A 24,494-nucleotide genomic window follows, 5' to 3' on the forward strand; every position below is an offset into this window, starting at 1 on the left:
CGCTTACCGGCTGCACCACGGGCAATCAGATGACCCGATCGGACTGGGGCACACCGGGTCTGAGCTGGATCCCGGGCACCGTGCCCGATCCGTTCGGTCATGACGACTGAGATCCCTCTCGGCCGCCGCGTGGTGATGCGGTATCAGCTGCCGGAGGGTTATCCACAGCCGCTCACCGATGTGATCGGCGAGCTGGTGTCGCTGAGTCCGCCGTCGGTGCGCACCGCCGACGGTGAGCTGGTCTCGGTCGCGGCCGACCGGGTCGTCGCGCTGAAAGCGCTGGGGCCAAGGCCGATTCGCACCAGGGAGATCAGGTCGCTGGAGACCGCGGCGGCCGCCGCGTGGCCGGGCAGCAGTCACCTGTGGATCGACGGCTGGCTCGCGCGGGCGGGCAACGGCTACACCGGGCGCGCGAATTCCGCTGTGCCGCTTGGTGAATCCGGCGTGCCCGCGGTGCTGTCGATCGACACCATGCACCGGATCGCGGACTGGTACACCGCCAACGGGCTGCCGCTGCTGTTGCAGCTGCCCGATCGGCTGGCCCCGGTCCCGCCGGGCTGGAACACCTGGAGCGAGACCGTCGTCCTGGGTCTCGACATCGCGAATTTCGTGCTGCCGCAAGGCCCGCCGATGGTGCGGATCGCCGCCGAACCCGACGACGGCTGGCTGGCGGTGCACCGCTACCGCGGCGAGATCCCGCTCGATCCCGCCGTGCGCGCACCGGACCGGACCGTACTCACCTCGGTCCTGGACGGCGCGCTCGGCTTCGCCTCGCTCGGCATGCCGGAGCCGCTGGCCATCGGCCGCGGCGCGGTGACCACCGCGCCCGACGGCAGGCGCTGGGTCGGCCTGACCTGCGTCGCCGTCGCGACCGCACATCGCCGCAACGGACTCGCCGCGCTGCTGTGCGCCGAGCTGATCCGCTGGGGCGCCGAGCAGGGAGCCACCCACGCTTACGTGCAGGTGGAAATGGGTAACTCTGCCGGACTCGCGCTGTACCGCGAGCTCGGCTTCCTCGAACACCACAGCTACCGCTACGCCGCGCCGCCCAGCGCCACGTAGGAAAGGAACGCGAACGTGCGTCTCGCCACCTGGAACGTCAACTCGGTCCGCTCCCGCGTCGATCGGGTGACCGCCTTCCTGGACCGCCACGACATCGACGTGCTGGCGATCCAGGAAACCAAGTGCCGCGACGACCAGTTCCCCTACGAGCAGTTCGACGCGGCGGGCTACGAGGTCGCCCACGTCGGGCTCAATCAGTGGAACGGTGTGGCCATCGTGTCCAGGGTCGGCCTCACCGACGTCGAGGTCGCGTTCCCGCACCAGCCCGGTTTCGACAAGAACGCGGGTGACTCGCTGATCGAGTCGCCGGTGGTCGAGGCCAGGGCGATTGGCGCGACCTGCGGCGGGGTACGGGTGTGGAGCCTGTACGTGCCCAACGGCCGCGCCCTCGCCGACCCGCACTACGCCTACAAGCTGAACTGGCTGTCGACCTTGCGTGAGCAGGCCACCGGCTGGCTGGCCGACGATCCGGCGGCGAAGATCGCCCTGGTCGGCGACTGGAATATCGCGCCGACCGACGACGACGTGTGGTCGCCGGAGTTCTTCGAAGGCAAGACCCACACCTCGGGGCCCGAGCGGGCCGCGTTCCAGAGCATGCTCGACACCGGCTTCCGCGATGTGCTGCGCCCGTTCGCGCCGGGACCCGGCGTCTACACCTACTGGGACTACACCCAGCTGCGTTTCCCCCGCAAGGAGGGCATGCGCATCGACTTCATCCTCGCCTCCCCCGCCCTCGCCGACACGGTCAAGGACGCCTCGGTCGACCGGGACGAGCGCAAGGGCAAGGGCGCCAGCGACCACGCCCCGGTCATCGCGGAGTTCACCGACTGACCCCGCCGTGAGCGGTACCGTGGATGACAGGACCATCCGGCCTGCGAGGTAGCGGGAGGTGTGCTTGTGGCGTTTTATCGGCAGCTCGGTGCTGTGCCGCCGAAGCGGCATACGCAGCATCGGGACGAGAGCGGCAACCTCTATTACGAGGAGCTGATGGGCGAGGAGGGGTTCTCCGGTGATTCCTCGCTCCTCTACCACCGTGGCCTACCGCCCGCGATCATCGACGCGACGGTGTGGGAGCTGCCCGATCAATCGCTGACGCCGAATCATCCACTGCGCCATCGGCACCTGCGTCTTCCCGATCTCTTCCCCGGCGATACACCCGCCGAGACCGACCCGGTGACCGGCCGCAGGCTGCTGCTGGGCAATGCCGACGTGCGGATCTCGTATGTGGTCGCCAAGAGCACGTCCCCGCTGTACCGCAATGCCATCGGCGACGAGCTGGTGTACGTGGAATCCGGTGCGGCCGTGGTGGAGAGCGTGTTCGGCGCGGTGCCGGTCAGACAAGGCGATCAGCTGATCATGCCGAGGGCGACCACGCATCGCTGGCTGCCCACCGGCGATGAGCCGTTGCGCGCGTACGTGATCGAGTCGTCGAGTCACATCACGCCACCCAAGCGGTACCTGTCGAAATTCGGTCAGCTGCTGGAGAATTCGCCGTATTGCGAGCGGGACCTGCACGGCCCGTCCGAACTTCTTATTGCCGAGGGCGCCGAGGTGGAGGTGCTGGTCAAGCACCGGCCCGGTGCTGAAGTGGTCGGCACCAGGATGACCTACGCCACGCACCCGTTCGATGTGGTTGGCTGGGACGGCTGCCTGTACCCGTACACCTTCAATATCGCCGACTTCGAACCGCTCACCGGCCGGGTGCATCAGCCGCCGCCGGTGCATCAGGCGTTCGAGGGCATCAACTTCGTCGTCTGCAATTTCGTGCCGCGCAAGGTGGACTATCACCCGCTGTCGATTCCCGTTCCGTACTACCACTCGAATGTGGATTCCGACGAGATCATGTTCTATTGCGGCGGAAACTACGAGGCGCGCAAGGGTTCCGGGATCACTCAGGGTTCGGTGTCGGTGCATCCCGGCGGCTACGCGCACGGCCCGCAGCCGGGCGCCTACGAGCGCAGTATCGGCGCGGAGTTCTTCGACGAGCTGGCGGTGATGGTCGATACCTTCCGGCCGCTGCAACTCGGGGAGGGCGCGCTGGCCTGCGAGGATCCCGCCTATGCCTGGACCTGGTCCGGGCGAGGGCCGGGGCTGCGATGAGCGCCCGGCTGCTGCGCGTCGAGGTGCACCCGGACTCGCTGTTCGGGCCGGAGAACATGCCCTACGGTGTCTTCGCACCGCCGGAGGGTGAGTTCCGGGTGGGGGTCAGGCTCGGCAATACCGTGCTGGATCTGGTTGTGCTGCTCGGTGATCCGATCTTCGCCCGACCGGATCTGAATGCCTTCCTCGCCGCCGGACCCGCCCGCTGGCACACGGTGCGTGAGCGCTTGCGCGAGCTCGCCGAGACCGAGCTGCCGGTCGAGGCGCTGCATCCCGTCGACGCGGTGGACCTGGCGCTGCCGGTACGGATCGGCGACTACGTCGACTTCTACGCCAGCATCGACCACGCCACGAACCTGGGCAGGCTGTTCCGCCCGGATAGTGAACCGCTGCTGCCGAATTGGCGGCATCTGCCGGTGGGGTACCACGGCCGGGCGGGCACGGTCGTCGTGTCGGAGACGCCGGTGATCCGCCCGCGGGGGCAGCGCCGCACCGATTCCGGCACACCGGAGTTCGGTCCGTCGCAGCGCCTCGATATCGAGGCGGAGCTGGGTTTCGTGGTCGGCACCGGCTCGCCGCTCGGTGTTCCGGTGGGGGTCGACGAGTTCGCCGAGCATGTCTTCGGCGTCGCCCTGGTCAACGACTGGTCGGCCCGCGACATCCAGGCCTGGGAGTACCAGCCGCTCGGCCCGTTCCTCGGCAAGTCGTTCAGCACCTCGATCTCCGCCTGGATCACCCCGCTCGCCGCACTGGCCGAGGCCCGGATTCCCCTGCCGGCGCAGTCGCCGGAGCCGCTCCCCTACCTGCGCGGCACCGACAACTACGGCCTAGACGTCGACCTGACCGTCAGCTGGAACGGCGAAGTCGTCGCGCACCCGCCCTATTCACGGATGTACTGGTCCCCCGCGCAGATGCTCGCCCACCTCACCGCCAACGGCGCCTCGATCCGCCCCGGCGACCTCTACGCCTCCGGCACCATCTCCGGGCCCGAACCCACCCAGCGCGGTTCGTTCATCGAACTGTCCTGGGGCGGAACGCAACCCGTCACCGTGAGCGGCGAATCCCGTACCTTCCTGGCCGACGGCGACGAGGTGACGATCACCGCCACCGCCCCCGGCACGGCGGGCCGCCGCATCGGCCTCGGCCAGGTCAGTGGACGAATCCTGCCCGCCCGCAACACTTGATGCCACCGGAGCTCGGGTCTGCCGCGGCCACCGTACACATCGATACCGTGACCGCATGAAATCCACCATCGCCGCCGTGGCAGGTCTCGCCCTCATCGGTCTCGTTCAGCTGCCGTTGGCGGCGCCGGCGGCAGCGGAGTGCGGGCCATATCCCGTGCCCTGCGTCGCACCTGGTTCCTCGGAGCAGATCCAGAACTTCTTCTCGCTCCTGTTCAGCGGTTCGTCCACGCCGTAACCGGCAGCAGTATCGGTCGCGGCATCCACCCTGGGGTGGAAGAGGGTACTGCACAACCTCCACCTAGAGGTGGTATCGAGCAGAATCGATGGCGGGATACGGTGACGTTCGACGTTCCCGAACAGAGAGTCCCCCGACGATGTTGACGAGAATCGCCCGCGCCGCCGTGGGCCGACCGCGCCTGGTTGTCGCAGTCGCCCTGTTGCTGATGATCCTGTGTGGCGCGATCGGCGCCACCGTGCACTCGCACATGAAATCGGGCGGATTCGTCACCGAAGATCTCGACGCGGTGCAGGCGAGCCAGTACCTGAGCGAGCACTTCCCCGGCTCCGAGCCGAACTACGTCCTGCTCGTCACCGCCGAGGACGGCGCCGATTCGCCCGCGGCGCGGGCCGCCGCCGATACCGCGATCGCCAAGCTGCGGCAAGATCCCGAGATCGTCAGCGGTGTGCAGTCGTACTGGACCACGCGCCCCGATCTGAAGCAGGCCCTGCGCAGCAAAGACGGCAAGCGGGCGCTCATCCTGGCCAGCATCGAGGGCGACGACGCCGAGCTGCCGCTGCGCGCGGGCAAGCTCAGCGAGGAAGTACAGGTCGCGGGCGGGCCGGTGACCATCGAGGCGGGCGGTCTGGCCGCGTCGTTCTCCGATATCAACACCCAGATCAGCAAGGATCTGGTGATCGCCGAGGCCGTCGCGATCCCGGTGACCGGTCTGCTGCTGGCGCTGGTGTTCGGCAGCGTCGTCGCCGCGGCGCTGCCCATCGCGATCGGCCTGTTCGCCATCGCGGCGGCGCTGGGCATCCTGCGGGTGCTGACCGCGGTCACCGATGTGTCGATCTTCGCGCTGAACATGACCACCGCGCTCGGCCTCGCGCTGGCGATCGACGACATCCTGTTCATCGTCAGCCGGTATCGCGAGGAGCTCACCGCGGGCGCCACGCCCACCGACGCGGTGATCCGGTCGATCCGCACCGCGGGCCGGACGGTGGTCTACTCGGCGCTGGTCGTCGCGCTGTCGCTGTCGGCGCTGCTGGTGTTCCCGCAGTACTTCTTCAAATCGTTCGCCTACGCGGGTATCGCGGTCGTCGCGGCCGCCACCGCCGCGGCCGTGATCGTGCTGCCCGCGCTGCTCATCCTGGTCGGCGACCGGATCGACGCGGTCGACCTGCGCGCTCCGTTGCGCAAGCTGTTCCGGCTGGCGCCGCGCGCGGAGAAGCAGCCGCAGCGGACGTTCTGGTACCGCCTGGTCACCGCCGTGATGAAGCGGCCGATGCCGATCGCGCTGGCGACCACCGCGTTCCTGCTGCTGCTCGGCTCGCCGTTCCTGGGCGTCCAGTTCGGCTACCCCGACGATCGCTCGCTGCCCACCGGGGTGGCCAGTCGCGAGGTCGGTGACGTGTTGCGCACCGAGTTCGACGCCGACATGGCGTCGAGCGCGACCATCGTGCTGCCCGAGTTCCGTGGCACCCCCGCCGACCTGGACGCCTACGCCCGCGAGCTGTCCACGGTGCCCCATGTGCCCGCCGTCCTCAGCAGCTCGGCCGTCTACCGCAACGGGCTGCGGGTGGCCGCCGGTGTTCCCGAGATGTCGGACCCGTCGGCGGGCGCGTACCTGTCGGTCGCGACCACGCTCGACCCGTACTCCGACGCGGGCCGCACCCAGCTCGACGCGGTGCGCGCCGTCCCCGCTCCATCCGATGCCCTGGTCACCGGCCCGGCCGCCCTCAACCAGGACTCGGTCACCGCGATCACCGGCAAACTGCCGCTGGCGGGCGCGCTGATCGCGCTCACCACCCTGGTGCTGCTGTTCCTGTTCACCGGCAGTGTGGTGCTGCCGGTGAAGGCGCTGGCGCTGAACATTCTGTCGCTGGCGGCGACGTTCGGCGCGATGGTGTGGATCTTCCAGGAGGGGAACCTGTCGGGGCTGCTCGGCTTCACCTCCACCGGCACGCTCAACCTGGCCATGCCCATCCTCATGTTCAGCCTGGCCTTCGGCGCCTCCATGGACTACGAGGTGTTCCTGCTCTCCCGGATCCGGGAGGAATGGCTGGCCGGGCCCAAGACGACCGAGGGCAATACCGAGGCCGTCGCCATGGGCGTTGCCCGCACCGGCCGCATCTTCACCGCCGCGGCGCTGCTGATGAGCATCGTGTTCCTCGGCGTGGCGACCTCCGGCGTGTCGATGATGAAGCTGTTCGGCCTCGGCTGCGCGCTGGCCGTGATCAGCGACGCCACCGTCATCCGCGGGCTGCTCGCGCCGGCGCTGATGCGGATGATGGGCACCTGGAACTGGTGGGCGCCCAAGCCACTGGTCAAGCTGCACAACAGGTTCGGCCTGCACGAGGCGGACGAGCCCGAGCCCGCCAAGGTCGAGCGGCCCGTACCCGCACCGGCCTCCGCCTGAGCTGTTCGCGGCCTGTACCGGACTTCCCGGGCGGGTCGCGAACCACGGCGGGTATCGTCGGCCTCGAAAATTTCACACGCCAACGGGGGCTCGCACCAGCGGGCTGAGAGGACGGCTAGCCCAGTTCATGGGGCGCTCAGGGCCGTCGACCGTTTGAACCTGACCGGGTAATGCCGGCGTAGGGAGGAAACAGCATGGGCACAGCCACGCCTTCGAACGGGAGCACCGCTCCGGTCGACACCGTCACCACCGGGCCGATCCAGGGCAGCGTCAAGCACTACCAAGAGGTCGACGGCCTGCGCATTCCGGTGCGCCGGATCAACCTCACCAACGGCGACAATTTCGATGTCTTCGACACCTCCGGCCCGTACACCGACGACAACGCGGTGATCGACCTCGAGGCCGGTCTGCCGAAGCTGCGCGACGAGTGGGACTCCCCCGCCGTCGACGGCCCGCCCACCCAGCTCGCCTGGGCGCGCCAGGGCAAAATCACCTCGGAGATGCGCTTCATCGCCGCGCGCGAGGGTGTCTCGCCGGAGCTGGTGCGGGACGAGGTCGCCGCCGGTCGCGCGGTGATCCCGGCCAACCACAAGCACCCGGAGCTGGAGCCGACCATCATCGGCAAGAAGTTCCTGGTCAAGATCAACGCGAACATCGGCAACTCGGCGGTGTCGTCGTCGATCGCCGAAGAGGTCGAGAAGATGGTGTGGGCCTCGCGCTGGGGCGCCGACACCATCATGGACCTGTCGACCGGCAAGAACATCCACGAGACCCGCGAGTGGATCCTGCGCAACTCCCCCGTCCCGATCGGCACCGTGCCGATCTACCAGGCGCTGGAGAAGGTGAACGGTGATCCCACCAAGCTCACCTGGGAGATGTACCGCGACACCGTGATCGAGCAGTGCGAGCAGGGTGTGGACTACATGACCGTGCACGCGGGCGTGCTGCTGCGCTACATCCCGCTGACCGCCAAGCGCGTCACGGGCATCGTCTCGCGCGGTGGTTCGATCATGGCCGCGTGGTGTCTGGCCCACCACCAGGAATCGTTCCTGTACACGCACTTCCGTGAACTCTGCGAGATCCTGGCGAAGTACGACGTTACGTTCTCCCTGGGCGACGGCCTGCGTCCCGGCTCGATCGCCGACGCCAACGACGAGGCCCAGTTCGCCGAGCTGCGCACCCTCGGCGAGCTCACCAAGATCGCGAAATCCTATGGCGTGCAGGTGATGATCGAAGGCCCCGGCCACGTGCCGATGCACAAGATCGTCGAGAACGTCAAGCTCGAGGAAGAGCTCTGCGAAGAGGCCCCGTTCTACACCCTTGGCCCGCTCGCCACCGATATCGCGCCCGCCTACGACCACATCACCTCGGCCATCGGCGCCGCGATCATCGCCCAGGCCGGTACCGCGATGCTCTGCTACGTCACCCCCAAGGAGCACCTCGGCCTGCCCAACCGCGACGACGTCAAGGTCGGCGTGATCACCTACAAGATCGCCGCCCACGCCGCCGACCTCGCCAAGGGCCACCCGCACGCCCAGGACCGCGACAACGAATTGTCCAAGGCCCGTTTCGAATTCCGCTGGCACGACCAGTTCGCGCTCTCGCTCGACCCGGACACCGCCCGCGAATACCACGACGAGACCCTGCCCGCCGAGCCCGCCAAGACCGCGCACTTCTGCTCCATGTGCGGCCCGAAGTTCTGCTCCATGCGCATCTCCGCCGACGTGCGCGAATACGCCGAGAAGCAGGGCCTCACCGACGTCGCCGCCATCGAGGCGGGCATGGCCGAGAAGTCGGCCGAGTTCGCCGACCACGGCAGCCAGGTGTACCTGCCGGTCGTCTCCTGACCGAACGGAGCCGAGCCCCCGAAGTCCACCCCTGGATTTCGGGGGCTTTCCCTACTCCGGGCGGTCAGTAGGGTGCTGGCATGTCCGCTCGCACGAAACGCATCGTCGCCGGGACCGTCGCTGCCGCCGCCCTGTCTCTCGCCGCACCGCTCGGCACCGCTGCGGCGGCCTCGCCGCTGCCGGTCGCCGATTCCGGTTCGTCGTCCCTCGGCTGCACGTCGACCGATATCAATCCCTGCCCCATCCGCCCCCTGCTCGACTTGCTCACCTTGGTGACCACCGGCTCCGCCTAGCTTCACGGCGGGGTCCACCCGAGGCGCGGCCGCCTGTGCGCGGATCACCGAGCTGGAAATGGCCGTCCTCGCCCGCGTCGGCCGTGGGCTACACCGTCGGCTGACCCCGATCATTGGTCGGGGTAACGTCGGCCGGGTGGCCGACGCCTTCTATCTCCCCGACTCCGCGGACCCGAACCGGTACATCTCGACCGAGCTGACCCGCGGTCCGTGGTCGCCGGATGCTCAGCACGCGGGCCCGCCCTCGGCGCTGCTCGGGCATGTGATCGAGCGGTGTGCGCCGCGGGAGGGGTTCCAGGTCGGGCGGGTCGCGGTGGAGATCCTCGGGCCCGTGCCGCTGGCGCCGTTGACGGCGCGGGCCGAGGTGGTGCGGTCGGGGCGGAGCGTGGAGCTGATCCAGGCGACGTTGTCGTCGGAGCGTGGGCCGGTGATGCAGGCCAACGCGTGGCGGCTCAAGCGCAGTGAGCCCGCGCTCGATCTGCCGGTCGAATTCCTGCCGAGCGGTACGCGTCCGCTGCCGACGGCGACGGAACCCGAGGTGTTCCCTTCCGATCAGCAGATCGGTTTCCACACCGGGATCGAATACCGGTTCGCCTCCGGCTCTTTCGGGAGGCCGGGGCCCGCGGTCTGCTGGATCCGGCTGAAGTATCCGATCGTCGCGGGCACCACACCGAGCCCCCTGGAGCGGACGCTGGCCGCCGCCGACTCGGGCAACGGGGTGAGCTCGGTGCTCGATTGGTCGAAGTACCTGTTCATCAATACCGACCTCACCGTCACCCTGCATCGGCAGCCGGTCGGCGAGTGGGTGTGCCTGGACGCGGTGACCCACCCGCAGCCGCACGGCATCGGTCTCGCCGAATCCGCGTTGTTCGACGAGACCGGGCCGATCGGCCGCAGCACTCAGACGCTGCTCATCGCACCGCGCGGCTGATCAGCGCAGGGCGTCCAGGTTCACGAGGTCGGCATTGCCGTGCTTACGCAGTTCCGACTCGCCGGTGCTGGTGCGCCGGAATGGATCACCCTCCCCGGTGGTGAGCAGGCCGCGCAGGCTCGTGGTGATGTAGGCGCCCCACGCGTTGGAGCACACCTCGTAGCATTCGCCCGCCGGCACCAAACCCTCATGGGTGAAACGGACTTCGGTGCCGTCCGCGGTTTCGGTGATGTCGAAGACGACGTCGGTGTCGTCCCACTCGGTGGTGTCCTCGACGAACGCGAGGTGCGAGTCGGTCACGTGCCAGACCAGGCGGCGGCCGGGGACGGATTCGGTGGTCGTCATCGTGCAGCGATGGATGCCGGGCACCTCGAACAGGTAGCTGTCACCGACCGAACCGGTGGTGCCCTCGATGGTCTCCGACCACCAGCCCCAGACGTCGTTGATCGCGGCGAATACCTCGTCGGGTGTCTTGTCCACGGTGATAGTGGCGGTGAAATCGTTGTCGCTCATTGCTTTTCCTTCCGGCTCAGCCGTCCAGATGTCGACGGAGCGCGTCGAGTGGACCGTCCCAGTCGCGGGCCAGGGCGGCCAGAAATTGTTGTGCCACGTGCATCGGCGCGGAGTCGAGGCGGTAGCGCACGCGCCGCCGCTCGCCCGGTTCCGCGATCACCAAGCCCGCATCGGCAAGCAAGGCAAGGTGTTTCGCGATCGCCTGGCGCGTGATCGGCAGGCGATCGGCGAGGTCGGTCGCGGTGGACGGTCCCTGTGCGGCGAGTGCGGCCAGCACCGACCGCCTGCTCGGATCGGCCAGCGCGACGAAGACCCGTTCGGCGGTGGCCTCGAGCTCAGGCCGCATCGAGGTACTCGACGAGCTCACCCAGCTCGCTCTTCCAGCCACCGACATTGCCCTCGAACGCCTCCTTGTGGAGGTCATCGGGCAGCTGGGCGAACCCGGTCTCGACGACGGTCAGCCGGGTGCCCGCCCCGACCGGCTCGAGGGTGAACTCGACATAGGTGCGGCGCGGGTCGTCATCGGGCAGGCCGTTGATCGGCCAGGTGTAGCCGAACACGGTCGGCTCCTCGACCCGCTCCACCCGCATGTCCGCCGCGAACCCCTCGTTCCAGGTCATCCGCATATCCCCACCGGGCCGCAGGTCGATCTCCGCGGTATTGCCGAACCAGCTCGCCAGCCCTTCGGCGGTGGTGATCGCCGCCCACACCTTGGCTGGCGGATGCGCGAGCTCGACAGTCCGCACGATCTGATCAGGAAATCCCATGATGCCTCCCTTTATAGCAACTGAGTGGTTGCAACCCAGGTTATTGCAACCACAAGGTTGCGTCAATGGATGGCCCGGCCTAATCGTGCAATCAACCCCCATCCAGTCAGTTTTCTGACTGGATAACCTCGAATTGCACGATTACGCCAGTCCTCGCCCGAATCGCCGACGGCGGACAACGCGTTCGACCTCGTCCACACACTCATCGAGATTGCGCAGGACATCGTGGGCCGAGTACCGCAGCACGAACCAGCCATTGATCACCAGCCAGTTCTGTCTACGGCGGTCACGGCAGAAGGTCACGCGGTCGCTGTGGAACTCCCAGCCATCGATCTCGACGACGGTCCGGCTGCGGACGTCGACGAAGTCGCCGAAGAACGGACCGACAGGCTCGTTCGCCAGCAGGTGCAGGTTCCGGCGGGCGAGTGCGCGGGCGAACAACCGCTCGGGCTCCGACATCGGCCGTAGTGCCGCCTGCCGCAGCTGTTTCCGCAGGGCCGCCACGCCGGGCCGACCGGTTTCGCACAGGCTCGACAACTCGTGCGGGTCAACCGTGCGGAGCAGCTGTTCATCGATCAAGCGGTCGGCTTCGGCTGCAGGCAGGACGGTCAGACAGTCGAGCACCGTGTGCGCCGCTGTTGTCATCGGCAGCTCGGCGGCGTGGTCGACCGCGTCGGCGGGCAGGTCGCGTCGATACAGCCGCAGCCAGGGCGGCGTCTTGCGGTAGCGCGAAGAGGGTACGGTCGCTTCGAACAACTCCGGTTCGGGCAGCATCGCCCGCAACCACGCCGCGGTTCGGTGACTGAGACACGCGTCGGGCAGCCATTCGATGATCGCTGCGCAGCGCGCGAATGCCGTCGGTTCACCCACGCAGAAGACCCCCGGTAGCAATCTCGAGTAGACACCCCGCCTGCACCGGTCACCGATCGTGCTCGAAGCAACACCCTCCGCGGCCAACTGCGCCCGGGTGACGACTCTGTCCATGGCGGAAATTCTGCGTGCCCGGCGGGTGCGGAACCCCCGCAAAAGGTGGGGCCTGTGGATAGTTTGCGGCCTGTGGATCAACCGGCGTAAACGTGCAAACCGACGCTCGGGAGTCAGTTTTCTGACTGAGCGGCGGCAGATTGCACGTTCAGGCCGGATCGGTGGCCACCGGTGACGCGAAAGCCTTTGGGCACCAGCCAGACCGTGACGGCGGTGACGACTCCGACTACCGCGGCGGAGAGGTAAGCGGTGGTGGTGAGGGCGGTGTCGAAGGCGTGGCTCGCGGTGTCTACCAGCTGGGTGCGGGCCGGTTCGGGGAGTCCGGAGCGAGCGCGGCGGCGCAGTGAACTGTCAGCGTGCGGGGAGCACCGCATCGATAAGGGTTTGCGCGGCCCGGCCTGTGCGTGCCGTGTCCCCGGTGATCACGCGGTCCTGGATGATGCCGCGCAGCGCGGAGACGAGCAGCGTCGCCACCACCTCAGGGTCCTCGGCCAGGCGGGTGCGGCGCAGCGCGGCGGCGAGTTCGGTGATGAAGGTGGCGATGGCGGCGTTCGCGTAGTCCTGATACGGCGAATCGGGGGCGCACGCGGCGCCGAGCACCTGCAAGAGCACCCGCACGCTGTCGGCCCCGGCGCCCCCGGAGTTCAGGTCGAAGAAGCCGGTGAGCCGGGCGCGCAACTGGGCGGGCTCAGTGATGTCGGCGAACACCGCCGCCAGGTCGGGCCGCTGCGTCGTCAGTGCCTGGACCAGCAGTTTCTCTTTGGTCTCGAAGTAGTAGATGAGCATGCGCGAGCTGGTGCCGAGGGCGGCGGCCAGCGGGCGCAGCGACAGCTCGGCCAGGCCGTGCGCGGCGATGTACGCCACGACGCCGGCCAGTAGTTCAGCGCGTTTGCGGTGGTCGAGGGGACGGGCCATAGGTTGACTGTAGCGACCGCTACAGGTATTCATGTCAGCGTGACTGTACCGATCGCTTCAGAAACTCGGGACGGCGTGGTCGTGACCGCCTACGCGGCGACCACCTCGCTGGCCGACACCATGGACGAGACCTGGTCCCGGCTGCTGCGCGGCGACAGCGGCATCCGGCAGCTGCCCGCGGCGCTGCTCGCCGAGCACGACCTCCCGGTACGGATCGGCGGCCCGCTCACCACCTCGCCGGACACCCGGCTCACCCGGATCGAACAGCGCAGGCACTCCTACGTGGAGCGGCTGGCGCTGGTGCTCGGCCGGCACGTGTGGCAGGCCGCTGGCGCTCCCGAGGTCGAGGGCGAGCGGCTCGCCGTCGCGGTGGGAACCGGGCTCGGCGGCGGTGACGCGCTGATCGATGCCGTCGACGCGATGCGGTCGGGCGGCTACCGCAAGGTCTCGCCGCTGGCGGTCCCGATGGTGATGCCCAACGGTCCCGCCGCGACCATCGGCCTCGAGCTCGGCGCTCAGGCAGGTGTTTTCGCGCCCGTGTCGGCGTGTTCGTCCGGTTCGGAGGCGATCGCGCACGCCTGGCGGTTGATCGCCACCGGCGAGGCCGACGTGGTGGTGGCAGGCGGGGTCGAGGGCCACATTCACGCGGTGCCGATCGCCGGGTTCGCCATGATGCGGGCGATGAGCACCCGCAACGACGAACCCGCCCGTGCCTCACGGCCGTTCGATCGCGACCGCGACGGTTTCGTCTTCGGCGAGGCGGGCGCGCTGATGGTGCTCGAATCCGAGCGCCATGCCAGGGCGCGGGGCGCCGAGATCCACGCCCGCGTGCTCGGGGCGGGCATCACCTCCGACGCCTATCACATCGTCGCCTCCGATCCGGCCGGCGTCGGCGCGGCCCGCGCGATGCGCAAAGCCGTTCGGACAGCGGGACTTCGGGAGTCCGACATCGACCACGTGAACGCACATGCCACCTCCACTCCGATCGGCGACGCCTCCGAAGCCGCGGCCATCACCGCGGTGACACCCACCGCCTCGGTCTACGCGCCGAAATCGGCGCTCGGCCATTCCATCGGCGCCGTCGGCGCGCTGGAGTCGGTCATCACAGTGCTGAGTCTGCGCGAACAGGTCGTACCGCCGACTCTCAACTACGACAACGCCGACCCGGCGATCGACCTGGATGTCGTCGCCGGGTCCGCGCGGCGGCAGCGGATCGGCTACGCGCTCAACAACTCGTTCGGCTTCGGCGGCCACAATGTGGCCTTGGCCTTCGGCCGGGCCTGAGTCAGGCCTATATCGAACCGGTCTACTTGGCTCCCGCCGACGGCTACACCGCGCTCACCCGCGGCGACGACGACGCCTGGGACCCCGACACCGCCATCGCGAGCCTGGGCGACGGTACAGCGGGGTCCGTCGCTCGCCGGTTTCGGTGTGGCTCGCCAACAGCATTCGTTCATGGCGCCCGCCGGGACCGGTCCCCCGGCGGGGTTCGGATCAGCTCGAGGATTACCCGGCTCGGCTGGAGATCTGCTGCACGGCCCAGCCGTTGCCGTCGGGATCGCTGAAGAAGACGAAGCCGACATTGTCGAGGGGATGCGGTGTCGGCGACGGGTTCTGCCCCAGCGATCGCACGTCGGTGACCTCGACGCCACGCGCCACCAATTCGGCGTGCGCCTGCTGGATATCGGGCACCACCAGCTGCAAACCCTTCAGCGACCCGGGCGGCATCTCGGGCACCGCGCCCTTGCCGATGACGATCGAGCAGCCGGAGCCGGGCGGGGTGAGTTGCACGATGCGCACGTCGTCGGAGATCACCGTGTCATGGTCGACGACGAAGCCCAGCTGATTCGCGTAGAAATCCTTGGCCCGATCGATATCGGAGACCGGGACGATCACCACTTCCAAGGTCCAGTTCACGACGTGCCTCCTGCGGTGTCGGATGGTCGCGCCAAGTCTGCCACCAGCCCCGCCACATCACGGCCGAACGACCCGCGCGCTCATGGCCTTCGCTCCCATCTCCAGGCAAATTCGCCCTCGGCGGGTGGCGGGCCGGGTAGCTCACCCTCGGCCGTCATTCCATCGATCAACAGGGCCAGCACCCGCTGCCGCAGCTCGGCCGTCCGCACCGGGTCAGGCATCGTGACCGCGGCGCAGGCTTCCAGTAGCAGTCCGACGTCCTGCGCGTCGAAATCGGCTCGCAGGCGTCCGCTCGCGTGGGCCCGGCGTACCAGCTCCGCGGCCGCCTCGCCCGAATGCGTCACGTCGGGCAGCATCGACTCGTCGGGGGTGAAGGTGCCGGCGAGCTTCACCGTCAGCGAGTGGACGTCGGCCTCGACCACCCGTTCCAGGAAGCCGACGAATCCGCGCCAGCCATCCGAATCCTCCAGCGCCGCATCGGCTTCGGCATTGAACCGGCGTAGCCCCTCGTGGCACAGCGTGCGCAGCAGCACCTCCTTGCTCGGGTAACGCCGGTAGAGCGCGCTGATCCCGACGCCCGCTCGTTCCGCGACGGCCGCGATCGGCGCGGTCGGATCGTCGAGGAAGACGGCGCGGGCGGCGTCGAGGATCAGCCCGTCGTTGCGCGCGGCTTGCGCCTTGCGGCCGGGTAAGCGGGGCTGAGCTGCGGTTTCGGTCTGCTTCGGCATGAATATCAGCCTACCACTTGAAACGGAATGATCCGTTCTGTTACGTTTGGAACAGAGCGAAACATTCCGTTTCATCAGAAGGAGTCGGCATGACCACCACGGCCACCATCACCCCCTTCCGCATCGATGTCCCCCAGGCCCGTCTCGACGACCTCGCCGCCCGCCTGCGCGGCGCGCTGTACCCGGACGAGCTGCCCGGCGTCGGCGACTCCTACGGCGTCCCGGCCGATCGCGTCCGCTCCCTCGCCCAGTACTGGCTCGAGCAGTTCGACTGGCGCGCACTGGAATCCGAGCTGAACGCGTACCCGCAGTTCACCACCGAGATCGAGGGTGAGGACATCCACTTCCTGCACATCCGCTCCTCGCGTCCCGACGCGACGCCGGTGATCCTGACCCACGGCTGGCCCGGCTCGATCCTGGAATACGTCGACGTCATCGCGCCGCTCACCGAGCCGGAATCGGCCGAGGATCCCGCCTTCCACCTGGTCATCCCGTCGCTGCCCGGCTTCGGTTTCTCCGGCCCGACCCGCAGCACCGGCTGGAACCGCTACCGCACCGCCCGCGCCTGGGCGGAACTGATGGCGCGCCTCGGCTACGAGCGCTACGGCGCCATCGGCAACGACGGCGGCTCGATGGTCTCCCCCGAGCTCGGCCGGATCGCGCCGGAGCAGGTGATCGGCGTGCACGTCACCCAGCTGTTCTCGTTCCCGTCCGGCGACCCGGCCGAGTTCGAGGGCCTTTCCGAGGCGGATATGGCCGCGCTGCAGCACCTTCAGTGGTTCCACGCGAACAAGATGGCCTTCAACACCCTGCACAGCCAGCAGCCCCAGACCCTGGCCTACGCCCTCGCCGACTCCCCGATCGGCCTGCTCGGCTGGAACGCCCAGCTGTTCGGCGAGTCGATCGACCCGCGGTTCGTGATCGCGAACGTGGCGCTGTACTGGCTCACCGGGACCGCGGGCTCCTCGCTGCGGTTCTACTACGAGGACGCGCACGCCACCGAGTACCCGACCGAGCCGACCGTCGTGCCGACCGGGCTGGCGATGTTCGCGGGCGATTTCCAGTCGATCCGCCGGTTCGCCGAGCGCGACCACAGCAACATCGTGAGCTGGAATTCCTACGACACCGCCGCGGCATCCGGCGGCGCGAACGACGCGGCCGGGCACTATGCCGCGCATGAGGCACCCGAGGTGCTGGTCGGCGATATCCGCCGGTTCTTCGCCGGCCTCGCCTGATTCGGCTTCGGTGCCGCGGCCCACGCTCCCCTCATCGGTGCGTGGGTCGCGACCCCTTCGAATCATGCACCAGCACAGTGTGATATGCGCCCCAATGGCGGCAATCAGTGGTGCTCGTGCAGGTCACCCCAGGCCGGGAAGGGATCAGCGTAGCCGGTCCACCCCGCCGGACCCGCCGCGAACTCCGCGTCGGTGAGCAGCGCGGCATCGAGTTCGCGCCGGACACCGGCCTTGTCGAGGCGCACCCCGATGAAGACGATCTCCTGTCCCGCGGGAACTTCGAGCGACGACCACCACGCTCCCGGCTCGAAGGTCAGATTCGGACCGGCCTGCGACCAGATCGCGGCGAGCCCGGGACGACTCGCGATCCAGCAGAATCCCTTGCTGCGCAACATCCCCCGCAACCCGGACAGCGCATCGCCGAGCCGCTCGGGATGGAACGGGCGGTCGGCGGTGTAGGTGAGGCTGCTGATCCCGTACTCCTCGGTTTCGGGAGTGTGGCCGCCCGCCAGCTCCTCGGCCCAGCCCTCGGCCTCGGCGGCCACCACCGGGTTGTAGCGGCCGGTGCCGAGCACCTCGTCCAGCGCGACGACGCCCTTCTCGGTGCGCAGGATATGCGCACGCGGATTGAGCCGCCGCACCGTCGCCTCCACGGTGGCCGCGGCGTTCGCGCTCACCAGGTCGATCTTGTTGATCAGCAGCACGTCGGCGAACTCCACCTGGTCGACCAGCAGATCCGCGATGGTGCGCGAATCGCCCTCGCCCGCTTCGAGTTCCCGCTCGGCCAGCGCCTGGCCCTTGACCAGCTCGGCCAGGAAGGTCGAGGCGTCGACCACGGTCACCATGGTGTCGAGGCGGGCGAGGTCGCCGAGGCGGAAGCCGTCCTCGAACTCCCAGTCGAAGGTCGCGGCCACCGGCATGGGCTCGGAGATGCCGGTCGACTCGATTACCAGCTGGTCGAACCGCCCCTCGCGGGCGAGCCGGGCGACCGCCTCGATCAGGTCCTCGCGCAGCGTGCAGCAGATGCAGCCGTTGGTCAGCTCGACCAGTTTCTCCTCGGTGCGGTCGAGCTGACCCTGGCCGGCGACGAGCGCGGCGTCGATATTGACCTCGCTCATGTCGTTGACGATGACCGCGACCCGGCGGCCGTCCCGGTTGGCGAGGATGTGGTTGAGCAGCGTGGTCTTGCCGGCGCCGAGGAAGCCGGACAGGACGGTGACGGGCAGATGTGCGGTGGCGGCGGAGTTGGTCACCAGTTAATGATAATGGTTTTCATTTGCTGTTTGTAGGTGGGGTCTCGGAACCGGACGGCCGGTCGTAGGGTTGGGGCGTGAAGATGCTGCCGCTGACCCCCGATGGCCAGACCCCCGTCCGCGCGCTCACCATCGCGGGCACCGATTCCGGTGGCGGCGCGGGCATCCAGGCCGATTCGCGGACCATGGCGCTGTGCGGCGTGCACGCCTGTGTCGCGGTGGCGGCGGTGACCGTGCAGAACACGGTGGGCGTCAGCGGATTTCACGAGATCCCGCCGCAGATCGTGGCCGACCAGGTGCGGGTGGTCGTCCGCGATATCGGGATCGGGGCGGCCAAGACCGGCATGCTGGCTTCCACCGCGATCATCGAGGCTGTCGCCGAGGTGTGCCGCGAGGTCGGGATCGGGCGCGATGCCGCTGTTCCCCTGGTCGTCGACCCGGTCGCCGCGTCGATGCACGGCGATCCGCTGCTGCACGCCGAGGCGCTGGACGCAGTGCGCAATACGCTCATCCCGCTGGCGACGGTGGTCACCCCGAATCTCGACGAGGTTCGCCTGATCACCGGCATCGAAGTCGTCGACGACGCCACCGCCCGCAAGGCCGCCGAGGCACTGCACGCGCTGGGCGCGCAGTGGGCGATCGTGAAGGGCGGGCACCTGCGCGCCTCGGAGTCCAGCACCGATCTGCTCTACGACGGCGACACCTTCCGCGAGTTCACCGCGCCGCGCATTGCCACCGGCAACGATCACGGCGGCGGCGACACCCTCGCCGCCGCCATCGCCAGCGCGCTGGCCAACGGGTATTCGGTTCCCGACGCGGTCGCCTTCGCCAAGGAGTGGACCTATCGCTGCCTGGCCGCTTCGTATGATCTCGGCGCAGGCCACGGGCCGGTTTCGCCGCTGTGGCGGTTGCACACCGACGCCTAGCGTCGCGTCGCGAACTTGTCGGTGGGCGGGTTCATACTGAATTCGCCGCACCCCCACCGGTTCCAACGACGTAGCCGGCGAGAACAACGGAGTTCGTGCCGGGCGCGGTGGGAAGCGTTCAGTCGACGACGAATGCGTCGCGCAGCGGCTTGGACGGGTCGATCCTGACCCCGCTGAAGCGGGCGTGCGCCTGTGCCAGCGCCGAGATGCTCTCGGCCAGATACTCGACGAATCGCTCGACCGGCATTGCCGAGACTTCGCGCTGATTCGCACCGAGCCACCAGTCCGTGGCCGAGGCCACCGCACCGAAAATCGAATAGTTCACCAGTTCGATCCCGGCCACGTCGATCGATTCGGTCGGCAGCAGGCCGGCGAAGAATTCGGCAGCGCGCCGCGCGGACTGCCTGGCGGCGACCAAGGCCCGTTCCGTTTCCTTGGCCTGCTGGCTGAAATGGCTGTGCAGCATGAACCGGAAGACGTTCGGGTGTTCCGAGACCACCGCCACGTATTCGGCGGCGGCGCGACGGACCAGGTCGGCGACGGAATCGTCGGTGAGATCCACCCCGCTGAGCATGCGCTCCCAGAGCATGTCGCGGACCCGGTCGACGATCGCGTTGTAGAGGTCGGTCTTGTCCTCGAAATGGCGGTAGAGCTTCGGCTTGGCCGCGCCGGCTTCCTTGGCGATATCGCCCATGCTCACATCGGGGCCGACCCGATCCAGGGCACGGAAAGCGGCGTCGACGAATTCGATGCGCACCTGCACCCGGTGTTCACGCCACCGCTCGGTCCGCGCATCGACACGACGGCCCGGCATCTCGTCTGCCTTCCGGTAACCCCGCGTCACGGGCAGAAGCCTATTGGGGCGGTCGGCCTCAGGTCTCCGCGGGGCAGTGTTTGCCAGACCGGCAATTTTCCTTGCTGGTTTTCGGCGGGGCACTGCACTATCGAATAGATTCCGCACCCCCGATCGAGGAGCCTCGATGACCGAACGACTGACCGCCGCGAGTACATCGGTAACTCACCGGGTACGGGCAATCTCGCACCCATCCGAACAGCAAGCCGCCAACGCTGCACGGGAGGCACACGAGTCTGGCCTGAATTCCCGGGGAGGCGGAACAGCCGCCGAACAGTTCTGGGAGGATTTTTACCGGGAACGCGAGCAGATCTGGACCGGCAACGCGAACAAGACCCTGGTCCGCGAGGTCAGCGGCCTGCCCGCCGGTACCGCGCTCGACCTCGGATGCGGTGAGGGTGGCGACGCGATCTGGCTGGCACAGCAGGGGTGGCAGGTGACCGCGGTGGACATCTCGACGACCGCGATGGAGCGTGGTGCTCAGCACGCGGCCGCCGCGGGCGTGCAGATCACCTGGGCCCGCCACGACCTGCACGCGGACTTTCCCGCGGGCAGCTTCGACCTGGTCTCCGCACAGTTCCTGCACTCGCCGGTCGAGCAACCCGACGAGCGCGCGACCATCCTGCGCAAGGCGGCGGCCGCCGTCGCGCCCGGTGGCGTGCTGGTGATCGGCGGGCACGCGGGCTGGCCGAGCTGGGTGACAACGCCCCCGCACGACCACATCGCGTTCCCGACCATCGAGCAGGTGCTCGAGCAGTTGGCGCTCGGGCCCGAGTGGCAGGTGGAGACGGCCGAGCTCGTCTACAGCCCGTCGACCAGTCCGGATGGGGTGGAAGGCGAGCGCGCCGACAGCGTGCTGCGCCTGCGCCGCGGCTGACGCGAAAATGGTCAGCGGCCCCGGCTACCCTCGGTGCCCGCTTCGGCTTTCGGCACCGCGTCGCCGTTGCTGCGTCGCGACAGCACGTAGAGAACCCACATGACGATCGGCAGGAGGATGTCGGTCCACAGCGGGATCCCGATGTCGGCCGCCGGGCGGCCGGGCTGGCGTCGGATCTGCACGAACGCGCCGACGAGGGCGACCAGCACCGCGATGATCGTGGGCATCGCCAGAGCCTCCATGCGTCCAGCCGAGCACTGTTCCAGCATGTCGTCGAGCCTTCCGCAGTTTAGCTGGCTCGGCGGCTTCCGCCGATCCCCAGCAACCTCCCAGCTCGGTCCCAGCCCGGTGGCAGCGCCGCCGCCGAGGGTGGTGCCATGACCCAGACCGAGGCCGAGCCACAGACCACGCAGAGCACCCGCGCGCCGGTGCTCGACGTGGTGATTCCCGTCTACAACGAAGAAACCGATCTAGGGGTGTGCGTGCGCAGGCTGCACGCCTACCTGCGCGCGGGATTCCCGTTCACCGCCCGGATCACGATCGCCGACAACGCCAGCACCGATGCCACCCTGGCGGTGGCGCAGCTGCTGGCGACCGAACTCGACGGCGTCCGGGTCCTGCACCTGGACGCCAAGGGCCGCGGTCGGGCGCTGCGCACCGCGTGGACCGGGTCGGACGCAACGGTGGTGGCGTATATGGACGTCGACCTGTCGACCGATCTGGACGCGTTGCTGCCGCTGGTCGCGCCGCTGGTGTCCGGGCATTCCGATCTCGCGATCGGCACCCGGCTCGACGCGGCGGCCAGGGTGGTGCGCGGACCCAAGCGCGAGATCATCTCCCGCTGCTACAACCTGCTGCTGAAAACCACACTGCGCGCGCACTTCTCCGACGCGCAGTGCGGTTTCAAGGCCGTGCGCACCGAGGTCGCCCGTGAGCTGCTGCCGCTGGTACGCGACGGCGAATGGTTCTTCGACACCGAACTGCTCGTCCTCGCCGAGCGCGCGGGACTGCGCATCCACGAGGTGCCCGTCGACTGGATCGACGACCCCGACAGCCGGGTCGACATCATCGACACCGCCCGCAAGGACCTGCGCGGCATCTGGCGGCTGACCAGAGCGCTGACCGCCGGCGCGCTGCCGCTGGACGAACTACGCGCCGCCATCGGCCGGGAACCGCTGGTGGCCGGGGTGCCGCTCGGGATGGTCGGCCAGCTGGTGCGATTCGCGATCGTCGGCGTGAGCTCGACGCTGGCCTACATCGTGCTGTACCTGCTACTGCAACCGCTGTTCGGCGGCCAGGGCGCGAATCTGGTGGCGCTGCTGGTGACCGCGGTGGGCAATACCGCGGCCAACCGGACGTTCACGTTCGGCGTGCGCGGCCGCAGGGATGCGGTGTCGCACCAGTTCCAGGGCCTGGCGATCTTCGGGTTCGGGCTGGCGGTCACCAGCGGCTCACTGTTCGCCCTGCACCGCTGGGCTCCCGACGCACCCGTCGCGGTGGAACTCGGCGTCCTCGTCACCGCCAATCTCGTTGCGACACTGGCCCGTTTCGTCGGCCTGCGCTGGGTCTTCCGGCATGCGGGCTCCGACCGCACCACTGCCACCGCTGACGGTTCGGAATCGACACCTCGCCCGGGCACGCTGGAGGTGCGTCGATGACTGCCACGATCGCGCGACCGGCATCCAGCGGCGCGGTGACCACCGCTGCGGCTCGAACACGCTGGGAACTACCGGGATTGGCGGTGCTGCTGGTCGGCACTGCCATCGCCTATCTGATCAATCTGAGCGCCAACGGGTGGGCCAACGACTTCTATGCCGCTGCCGTACAAGCGGGTTCGCAATCGTGGGAGGCGTTCTTCTTCGGCTCCTCCGATGCGGCCAACTCGATCACGGTCGACAAACCGCCCGCCTCGCTGTGGGTGATGGAGCTGTCGGTGCGGCTGTTCGGGCTCAACAGCTGGAGCATGCTCGTTCCGCAGGTGCTGCTCGGCGTGGCTTCGGTCGCGGCGTTGTGGGCGGCGGTGCGCCGGTCGTTCGGACCGGCCGCTGGACTGATCGCAGGCATCCTGCTCGCGGTGACTCCCGTTGCGGTGCTGATGTTCCGGTTCAACAACCCCGATGCCCTGCTGGTGCTGTTGATGACCGCGGCCGCCTGGGCGATGACGCGTGCCGTCGCCGACGGCCGATGGCGCTGGCTGCTGCTCACCGGTGGCCTGATCGGCTTCGGCTTCCTCGCCAAACAGTTGCAGGTGCTGCTGGTGGTGCCCGCGCTGGCGCTCACCTATCTGATCGCCGGCCCGCCCAAGCTGGGCAAGCGCATCGCGCGACTGTTCGCCGCCGGCGCCGCGATGGTCGTCGCCGCGGGCTGGTGGCTGCTGACGGTGGAGCTCTGGCCTGCCGATCAGCGTCCGTGGATCGGTGGGTCGCACGAGAATTCGATCATCGAACTCACCCTCGGCTACAACGGGCTCGGCCGGTTGAACGGCAACGAGCGCGGCAGCGTCGGCCCCGGCGGTGAACTGCCCGCGGGCGGCAACGGCATGTGGGGCAGCACCGGCATCACCCGGCTGTTCGAGCCGGCGCAGGGCGGTCAGATCGCCTGGCTGATCCCGGCCGCCCTGGTCGCCCTGGGCGCCGGACTCGTCCTGCGTGGACGGGCCCCGCGCACCGATCGCCGCCGCGCCGCGCTGATCCTGTGGGGCGGTTGGCTGCTCGTCACCGGTCTGGTGTTCAGCTTCATGGCGGGCATCTTCCACCAGTACTACACGGTGGCCCTCGCCCCCGCCGTCGCCGCGCTGGTCGGCATCGGCGCCGCGCAGATCTGGGCTGCGCGAGACCGGCTGTGGGCGCGCCTCACCTGCGCGCTCGCCATCGGCCTCACCACCGCGACCGCGTGGGTGTTGTTGTCGCGCAGCGTTTCCTTCCAGCCATGGCTGCGCTGGACGATCCTGGTGGTCGGCGTGCTCGCGACCATCGCGGTCGCCTTCCCGCTCGCGCGCAGGCAATCGGTGATCGCCGCGATCGCCGCCGCGTTCATCGGCCTCGCCGGACCGGTCGCCTACTCGATCGACACCATCGCCACCGCACACTCCGGCGCGATCCCGTCCGCCGGACCGAATGCCGGTGGGATGCGTGGGATGGGTGGACCCGGTATGCGTCCCGACGGAGGCGACGGACGGATGGGCACAGCGCCCGGCAGCAGCATGCCGTTGGGCGGTTCGGCGAATCAGGGAGGCGCGTCGCAGCCGGACGGTGCCATGCAGGGTGATCGCATGGGCGGCGCGGGTGGCCTGCTCAGTGGCTCACGCCCGAGCGAGCAGATCGTCACGCTGCTCGAGCAGAACGGAGGCGACTACACCTGGGTCGCCGCCACCGTCGGTTCCAACAGCGCGGCCGGATACCAGCTGGCCACCGAGCTGCCGGTGATGCCGATCGGCGGATTAAACGGCAGCGACCCCTCCCCCACCCTCG

General features: G+C 68.7%; 24 protein-coding genes, 1 pseudogene and 1 riboswitch. Of the genes and pseudogenes, 15 read left to right on the forward strand and 10 right to left on the reverse strand.

Annotated elements, in window-relative coordinates; genetic code table 11:
- Window positions 1–99: 99 nt before the first annotated feature.
- The 9 genes from ACFWPJ_RS00205 to ACFWPJ_RS00245 all read left to right on the forward strand — a co-directional run bounded on the left by ACFWPJ_RS00205 (window position 100) and on the right by ACFWPJ_RS00245 (window position 10,056).
- Window positions 100–1,062 (forward strand): GNAT family N-acetyltransferase, encoded by a 963-nt coding sequence (locus ACFWPJ_RS00205; RefSeq protein ID WP_378845434.1) that lies wholly within the window; start codon window positions 100–102, stop codon window positions 1,060–1,062.
- Between the two features lie 15 nt (window positions 1,063–1,077).
- Entirely contained in the window at window positions 1,078–1,893 is an 816-nt protein-coding gene (locus ACFWPJ_RS00210) for an exodeoxyribonuclease III (RefSeq protein ID WP_378845435.1), read from the forward strand.
- A 66-nt stretch (window positions 1,894–1,959) separates the two neighbouring features.
- Window positions 1,960–3,162 carry a homogentisate 1,2-dioxygenase gene (locus ACFWPJ_RS00215; protein ID WP_378845436.1) on the forward strand — a complete coding sequence of 401 codons (1,203 nt, stop codon included), beginning with the start codon at window positions 1,960–1,962 and terminating at the stop codon, window positions 3,160–3,162.
- Window positions 3,159–4,346, forward strand: a complete 1,188-nt coding sequence (gene fahA, locus ACFWPJ_RS00220; RefSeq protein WP_378845438.1) for a fumarylacetoacetase — start codon at window positions 3,159–3,161, stop codon at window positions 4,344–4,346. The genes ACFWPJ_RS00215 and fahA overlap by 4 nt, the downstream gene beginning before the upstream one ends.
- A gap of 55 nt (window positions 4,347–4,401) precedes the next feature.
- Window positions 4,402–4,581 (forward strand): hypothetical protein, encoded by a 180-nt coding sequence (locus ACFWPJ_RS00225; protein ID WP_378845440.1) that lies wholly within the window; start codon window positions 4,402–4,404, stop codon window positions 4,579–4,581.
- A gap of 139 nt (window positions 4,582–4,720) precedes the next feature.
- Window positions 4,721–6,985, forward strand: a complete 2,265-nt coding sequence (locus tag ACFWPJ_RS00230) for an MMPL family transporter (RefSeq protein ID WP_378845442.1) — start codon at window positions 4,721–4,723, stop codon at window positions 6,983–6,985.
- Between the two features lie 72 nt (window positions 6,986–7,057).
- Window positions 7,058–7,187: riboswitch (TPP riboswitch) on the forward strand.
- Window positions 7,180–8,832 (forward strand): phosphomethylpyrimidine synthase ThiC, encoded by a 1,653-nt coding sequence (gene thiC / locus ACFWPJ_RS00235; protein WP_378845444.1) that lies wholly within the window; start codon window positions 7,180–7,182, stop codon window positions 8,830–8,832. It overlaps the preceding riboswitch by 8 nt.
- Before the next feature lie 80 nt (window positions 8,833–8,912).
- A complete protein-coding gene (locus tag ACFWPJ_RS00240) occupies window positions 8,913–9,125 on the forward strand; it encodes a hypothetical protein (RefSeq protein ID WP_378845446.1) in 213 nt (70 codons plus the stop codon).
- A 136-nt stretch (window positions 9,126–9,261) separates the two neighbouring features.
- Window positions 9,262–10,056: a thioesterase family protein gene (locus ACFWPJ_RS00245; RefSeq protein WP_378845448.1), complete on the forward strand. Its 795-nt coding sequence runs from the start codon at window positions 9,262–9,264 to the stop codon at window positions 10,054–10,056.
- Here ACFWPJ_RS00245 and ACFWPJ_RS00250 read toward each other — a convergent pair whose 3' ends face one another.
- From ACFWPJ_RS00250 to ACFWPJ_RS00270, 5 genes are all read right to left on the reverse strand, one after another.
- Entirely contained in the window at window positions 10,057–10,569 is a 513-nt protein-coding gene (locus ACFWPJ_RS00250; RefSeq protein ID WP_378845450.1) for an SRPBCC domain-containing protein, read from the reverse strand. It abuts the gene before it with no gap.
- 16 nt (window positions 10,570–10,585) lie between these two features.
- Complete coding sequence (locus ACFWPJ_RS00255) at window positions 10,586–10,915, reverse strand: ArsR/SmtB family transcription factor (protein ID WP_378845452.1); 330 nt, start codon at window positions 10,913–10,915, stop codon at window positions 10,586–10,588.
- Complete coding sequence (locus ACFWPJ_RS00260; protein WP_378845454.1) at window positions 10,905–11,336, reverse strand: SRPBCC domain-containing protein; 432 nt, start codon at window positions 11,334–11,336, stop codon at window positions 10,905–10,907. The genes ACFWPJ_RS00255 and ACFWPJ_RS00260 overlap by 11 nt, the downstream gene beginning before the upstream one ends.
- A 141-nt stretch (window positions 11,337–11,477) precedes the next feature.
- On the reverse strand, window positions 11,478–12,206 hold the full coding sequence (locus tag ACFWPJ_RS00265; RefSeq protein WP_378845456.1) for an endonuclease domain-containing protein: 729 nt from the start codon (window positions 12,204–12,206) through the stop codon (window positions 11,478–11,480).
- A 465-nt stretch (window positions 12,207–12,671) separates the two neighbouring features.
- Complete coding sequence (locus ACFWPJ_RS00270) at window positions 12,672–13,235, reverse strand: TetR/AcrR family transcriptional regulator (protein ID WP_378845457.1); 564 nt, start codon at window positions 13,233–13,235, stop codon at window positions 12,672–12,674.
- A gap of 39 nt (window positions 13,236–13,274) precedes the next feature.
- On the opposite strand from ACFWPJ_RS00270, the gene ACFWPJ_RS00275 reads away from it, so the two are divergent.
- Complete coding sequence (locus ACFWPJ_RS00275) at window positions 13,275–14,519, forward strand: KasA/KasB family beta-ketoacyl-ACP synthase (protein WP_378845458.1); 1,245 nt, start codon at window positions 13,275–13,277, stop codon at window positions 14,517–14,519.
- A 222-nt stretch (window positions 14,520–14,741) separates the two neighbouring features.
- Here the strand turns inward: ACFWPJ_RS00275 and ACFWPJ_RS00280 are convergent, their stop codons facing one another.
- Both ACFWPJ_RS00280 and ACFWPJ_RS00285 read right to left on the reverse strand, forming a co-directional pair.
- Window positions 14,742–15,152, reverse strand: coding sequence for a VOC family protein (locus tag ACFWPJ_RS00280; protein ID WP_378845459.1), 411 nt, complete (start codon window positions 15,150–15,152; stop codon window positions 14,742–14,744).
- An 80-nt stretch (window positions 15,153–15,232) separates the two neighbouring features.
- Window positions 15,233–15,880, reverse strand: a complete 648-nt coding sequence (locus ACFWPJ_RS00285; protein WP_378845460.1) for a TetR/AcrR family transcriptional regulator — start codon at window positions 15,878–15,880, stop codon at window positions 15,233–15,235.
- Window positions 15,881–15,969: 89 nt separating this feature from the next.
- On the opposite strand from ACFWPJ_RS00285, the gene ACFWPJ_RS00290 reads away from it, so the two are divergent.
- A complete protein-coding gene (locus tag ACFWPJ_RS00290; protein ID WP_378845461.1) occupies window positions 15,970–17,115 on the forward strand; it encodes an epoxide hydrolase family protein in 1,146 nt (381 codons plus the stop codon).
- A 104-nt stretch (window positions 17,116–17,219) separates the two neighbouring features.
- Here ACFWPJ_RS00290 and ACFWPJ_RS00295 read toward each other — a convergent pair whose 3' ends face one another.
- Window positions 17,220–18,368 (reverse strand): GTP-binding protein, encoded by a 1,149-nt coding sequence (locus ACFWPJ_RS00295; protein WP_378845463.1) that lies wholly within the window; start codon window positions 18,366–18,368, stop codon window positions 17,220–17,222.
- A 77-nt stretch (window positions 18,369–18,445) separates the two neighbouring features.
- Between ACFWPJ_RS00295 and thiD the strand changes: the two genes are divergently transcribed.
- On the forward strand, window positions 18,446–19,294 hold the full coding sequence (gene thiD / locus ACFWPJ_RS00300; protein WP_378845465.1) for a bifunctional hydroxymethylpyrimidine kinase/phosphomethylpyrimidine kinase: 849 nt from the start codon (window positions 18,446–18,448) through the stop codon (window positions 19,292–19,294).
- Between the two features lie 118 nt (window positions 19,295–19,412).
- Here thiD and ACFWPJ_RS00305 read toward each other — a convergent pair whose 3' ends face one another.
- Window positions 19,413–20,108 carry a TetR/AcrR family transcriptional regulator gene (locus ACFWPJ_RS00305; protein ID WP_378845467.1) on the reverse strand — a complete coding sequence of 232 codons (696 nt, stop codon included), beginning with the start codon at window positions 20,106–20,108 and terminating at the stop codon, window positions 19,413–19,415.
- Window positions 20,109–20,274: 166 nt separating this feature from the next.
- Here ACFWPJ_RS00305 and ACFWPJ_RS00310 point away from each other — a divergent pair, with 166 nt between their 5' ends.
- Window positions 20,275–21,024, forward strand: coding sequence for a class I SAM-dependent methyltransferase (locus ACFWPJ_RS00310; RefSeq protein WP_378845469.1), 750 nt, complete (start codon window positions 20,275–20,277; stop codon window positions 21,022–21,024).
- Between the two features lie 11 nt (window positions 21,025–21,035).
- On the opposite strand, the pseudogene ACFWPJ_RS00315 reads toward ACFWPJ_RS00310, so the two are convergent.
- Window positions 21,036–21,170, reverse strand: a pseudogene (locus ACFWPJ_RS00315) (hypothetical protein); the annotation flags it as partial.
- 231 nt (window positions 21,171–21,401) lie between these two features.
- Here ACFWPJ_RS00315 and ACFWPJ_RS00320 point away from each other — a divergent pair.
- The gene (locus tag ACFWPJ_RS00320) at window positions 21,402–22,682 is read left to right on the forward strand and encodes a glycosyltransferase (protein ID WP_378845471.1); all 1,281 of its coding nucleotides are present in this window, start codon (window positions 21,402–21,404) and stop codon (window positions 22,680–22,682) included.
- On the forward strand, window positions 22,679–24,494 hold a 1,816-nt coding region (locus tag ACFWPJ_RS00325; RefSeq protein ID WP_378845473.1), incomplete at its 3' end, for a glycosyltransferase family 39 protein. The genes ACFWPJ_RS00320 and ACFWPJ_RS00325, both read left to right, overlap by 4 nt.

It is taken from the genome of Nocardia sp. NPDC058497 (assembly GCF_042720195.1).
Taxonomy (GTDB): Bacteria; Actinomycetota; Actinomycetes; order Mycobacteriales; family Mycobacteriaceae; genus Nocardia.

Bases quoted from the DNA above. Each gene is read 5' to 3' on its own strand.
- thiC (WP_378845444.1), top strand. From the start codon at position 7,180: ATGGGCACAGCCACGCCTTCGAACGGGAGCACCGCTCCGGTCGACACC.
- ACFWPJ_RS00320 (WP_378845471.1), top strand. From the start codon at position 21,402: ATGACCCAGACCGAGGCCGAGCCACAGACCACGCAGAGCACCCGCGCG.
- ACFWPJ_RS00205 (WP_378845434.1), top strand. From the start codon at position 100: ATGACGACTGAGATCCCTCTCGGCCGCCGCGTGGTGATGCGGTATCAG.
- ACFWPJ_RS00310 (WP_378845469.1), top strand. From the start codon at position 20,275: ATGACCGAACGACTGACCGCCGCGAGTACATCGGTAACTCACCGGGTA.
- ACFWPJ_RS00255 (WP_378845452.1), bottom strand. From the start codon at position 10,915: ATGCGGCCTGAGCTCGAGGCCACCGCCGAACGGGTCTTCGTCGCGCTG.
- ACFWPJ_RS00290 (WP_378845461.1), top strand. From the start codon at position 15,970: ATGACCACCACGGCCACCATCACCCCCTTCCGCATCGATGTCCCCCAG.
- ACFWPJ_RS00225 (WP_378845440.1), top strand. From the start codon at position 4,402: ATGAAATCCACCATCGCCGCCGTGGCAGGTCTCGCCCTCATCGGTCTC.
- ACFWPJ_RS00230 (WP_378845442.1), top strand. From the start codon at position 4,721: ATGTTGACGAGAATCGCCCGCGCCGCCGTGGGCCGACCGCGCCTGGTT.
- ACFWPJ_RS00260 (WP_378845454.1), bottom strand. From the start codon at position 11,336: ATGGGATTTCCTGATCAGATCGTGCGGACTGTCGAGCTCGCGCATCCG.
- ACFWPJ_RS00285 (WP_378845460.1), bottom strand. From the start codon at position 15,880: ATGCCGAAGCAGACCGAAACCGCAGCTCAGCCCCGCTTACCCGGCCGC.
- ACFWPJ_RS00240 (WP_378845446.1), top strand. From the start codon at position 8,913: ATGTCCGCTCGCACGAAACGCATCGTCGCCGGGACCGTCGCTGCCGCC.
- ACFWPJ_RS00305 (WP_378845467.1), bottom strand. From the start codon at position 20,108: ATGCCGGGCCGTCGTGTCGATGCGCGGACCGAGCGGTGGCGTGAACAC.
- fahA (WP_378845438.1), top strand. From the start codon at position 3,159: ATGAGCGCCCGGCTGCTGCGCGTCGAGGTGCACCCGGACTCGCTGTTC.
- ACFWPJ_RS00270 (WP_378845457.1), bottom strand. From the start codon at position 13,235: ATGGCCCGTCCCCTCGACCACCGCAAACGCGCTGAACTACTGGCCGGC.
- ACFWPJ_RS00250 (WP_378845450.1), bottom strand. From the start codon at position 10,569: ATGAGCGACAACGATTTCACCGCCACTATCACCGTGGACAAGACACCC.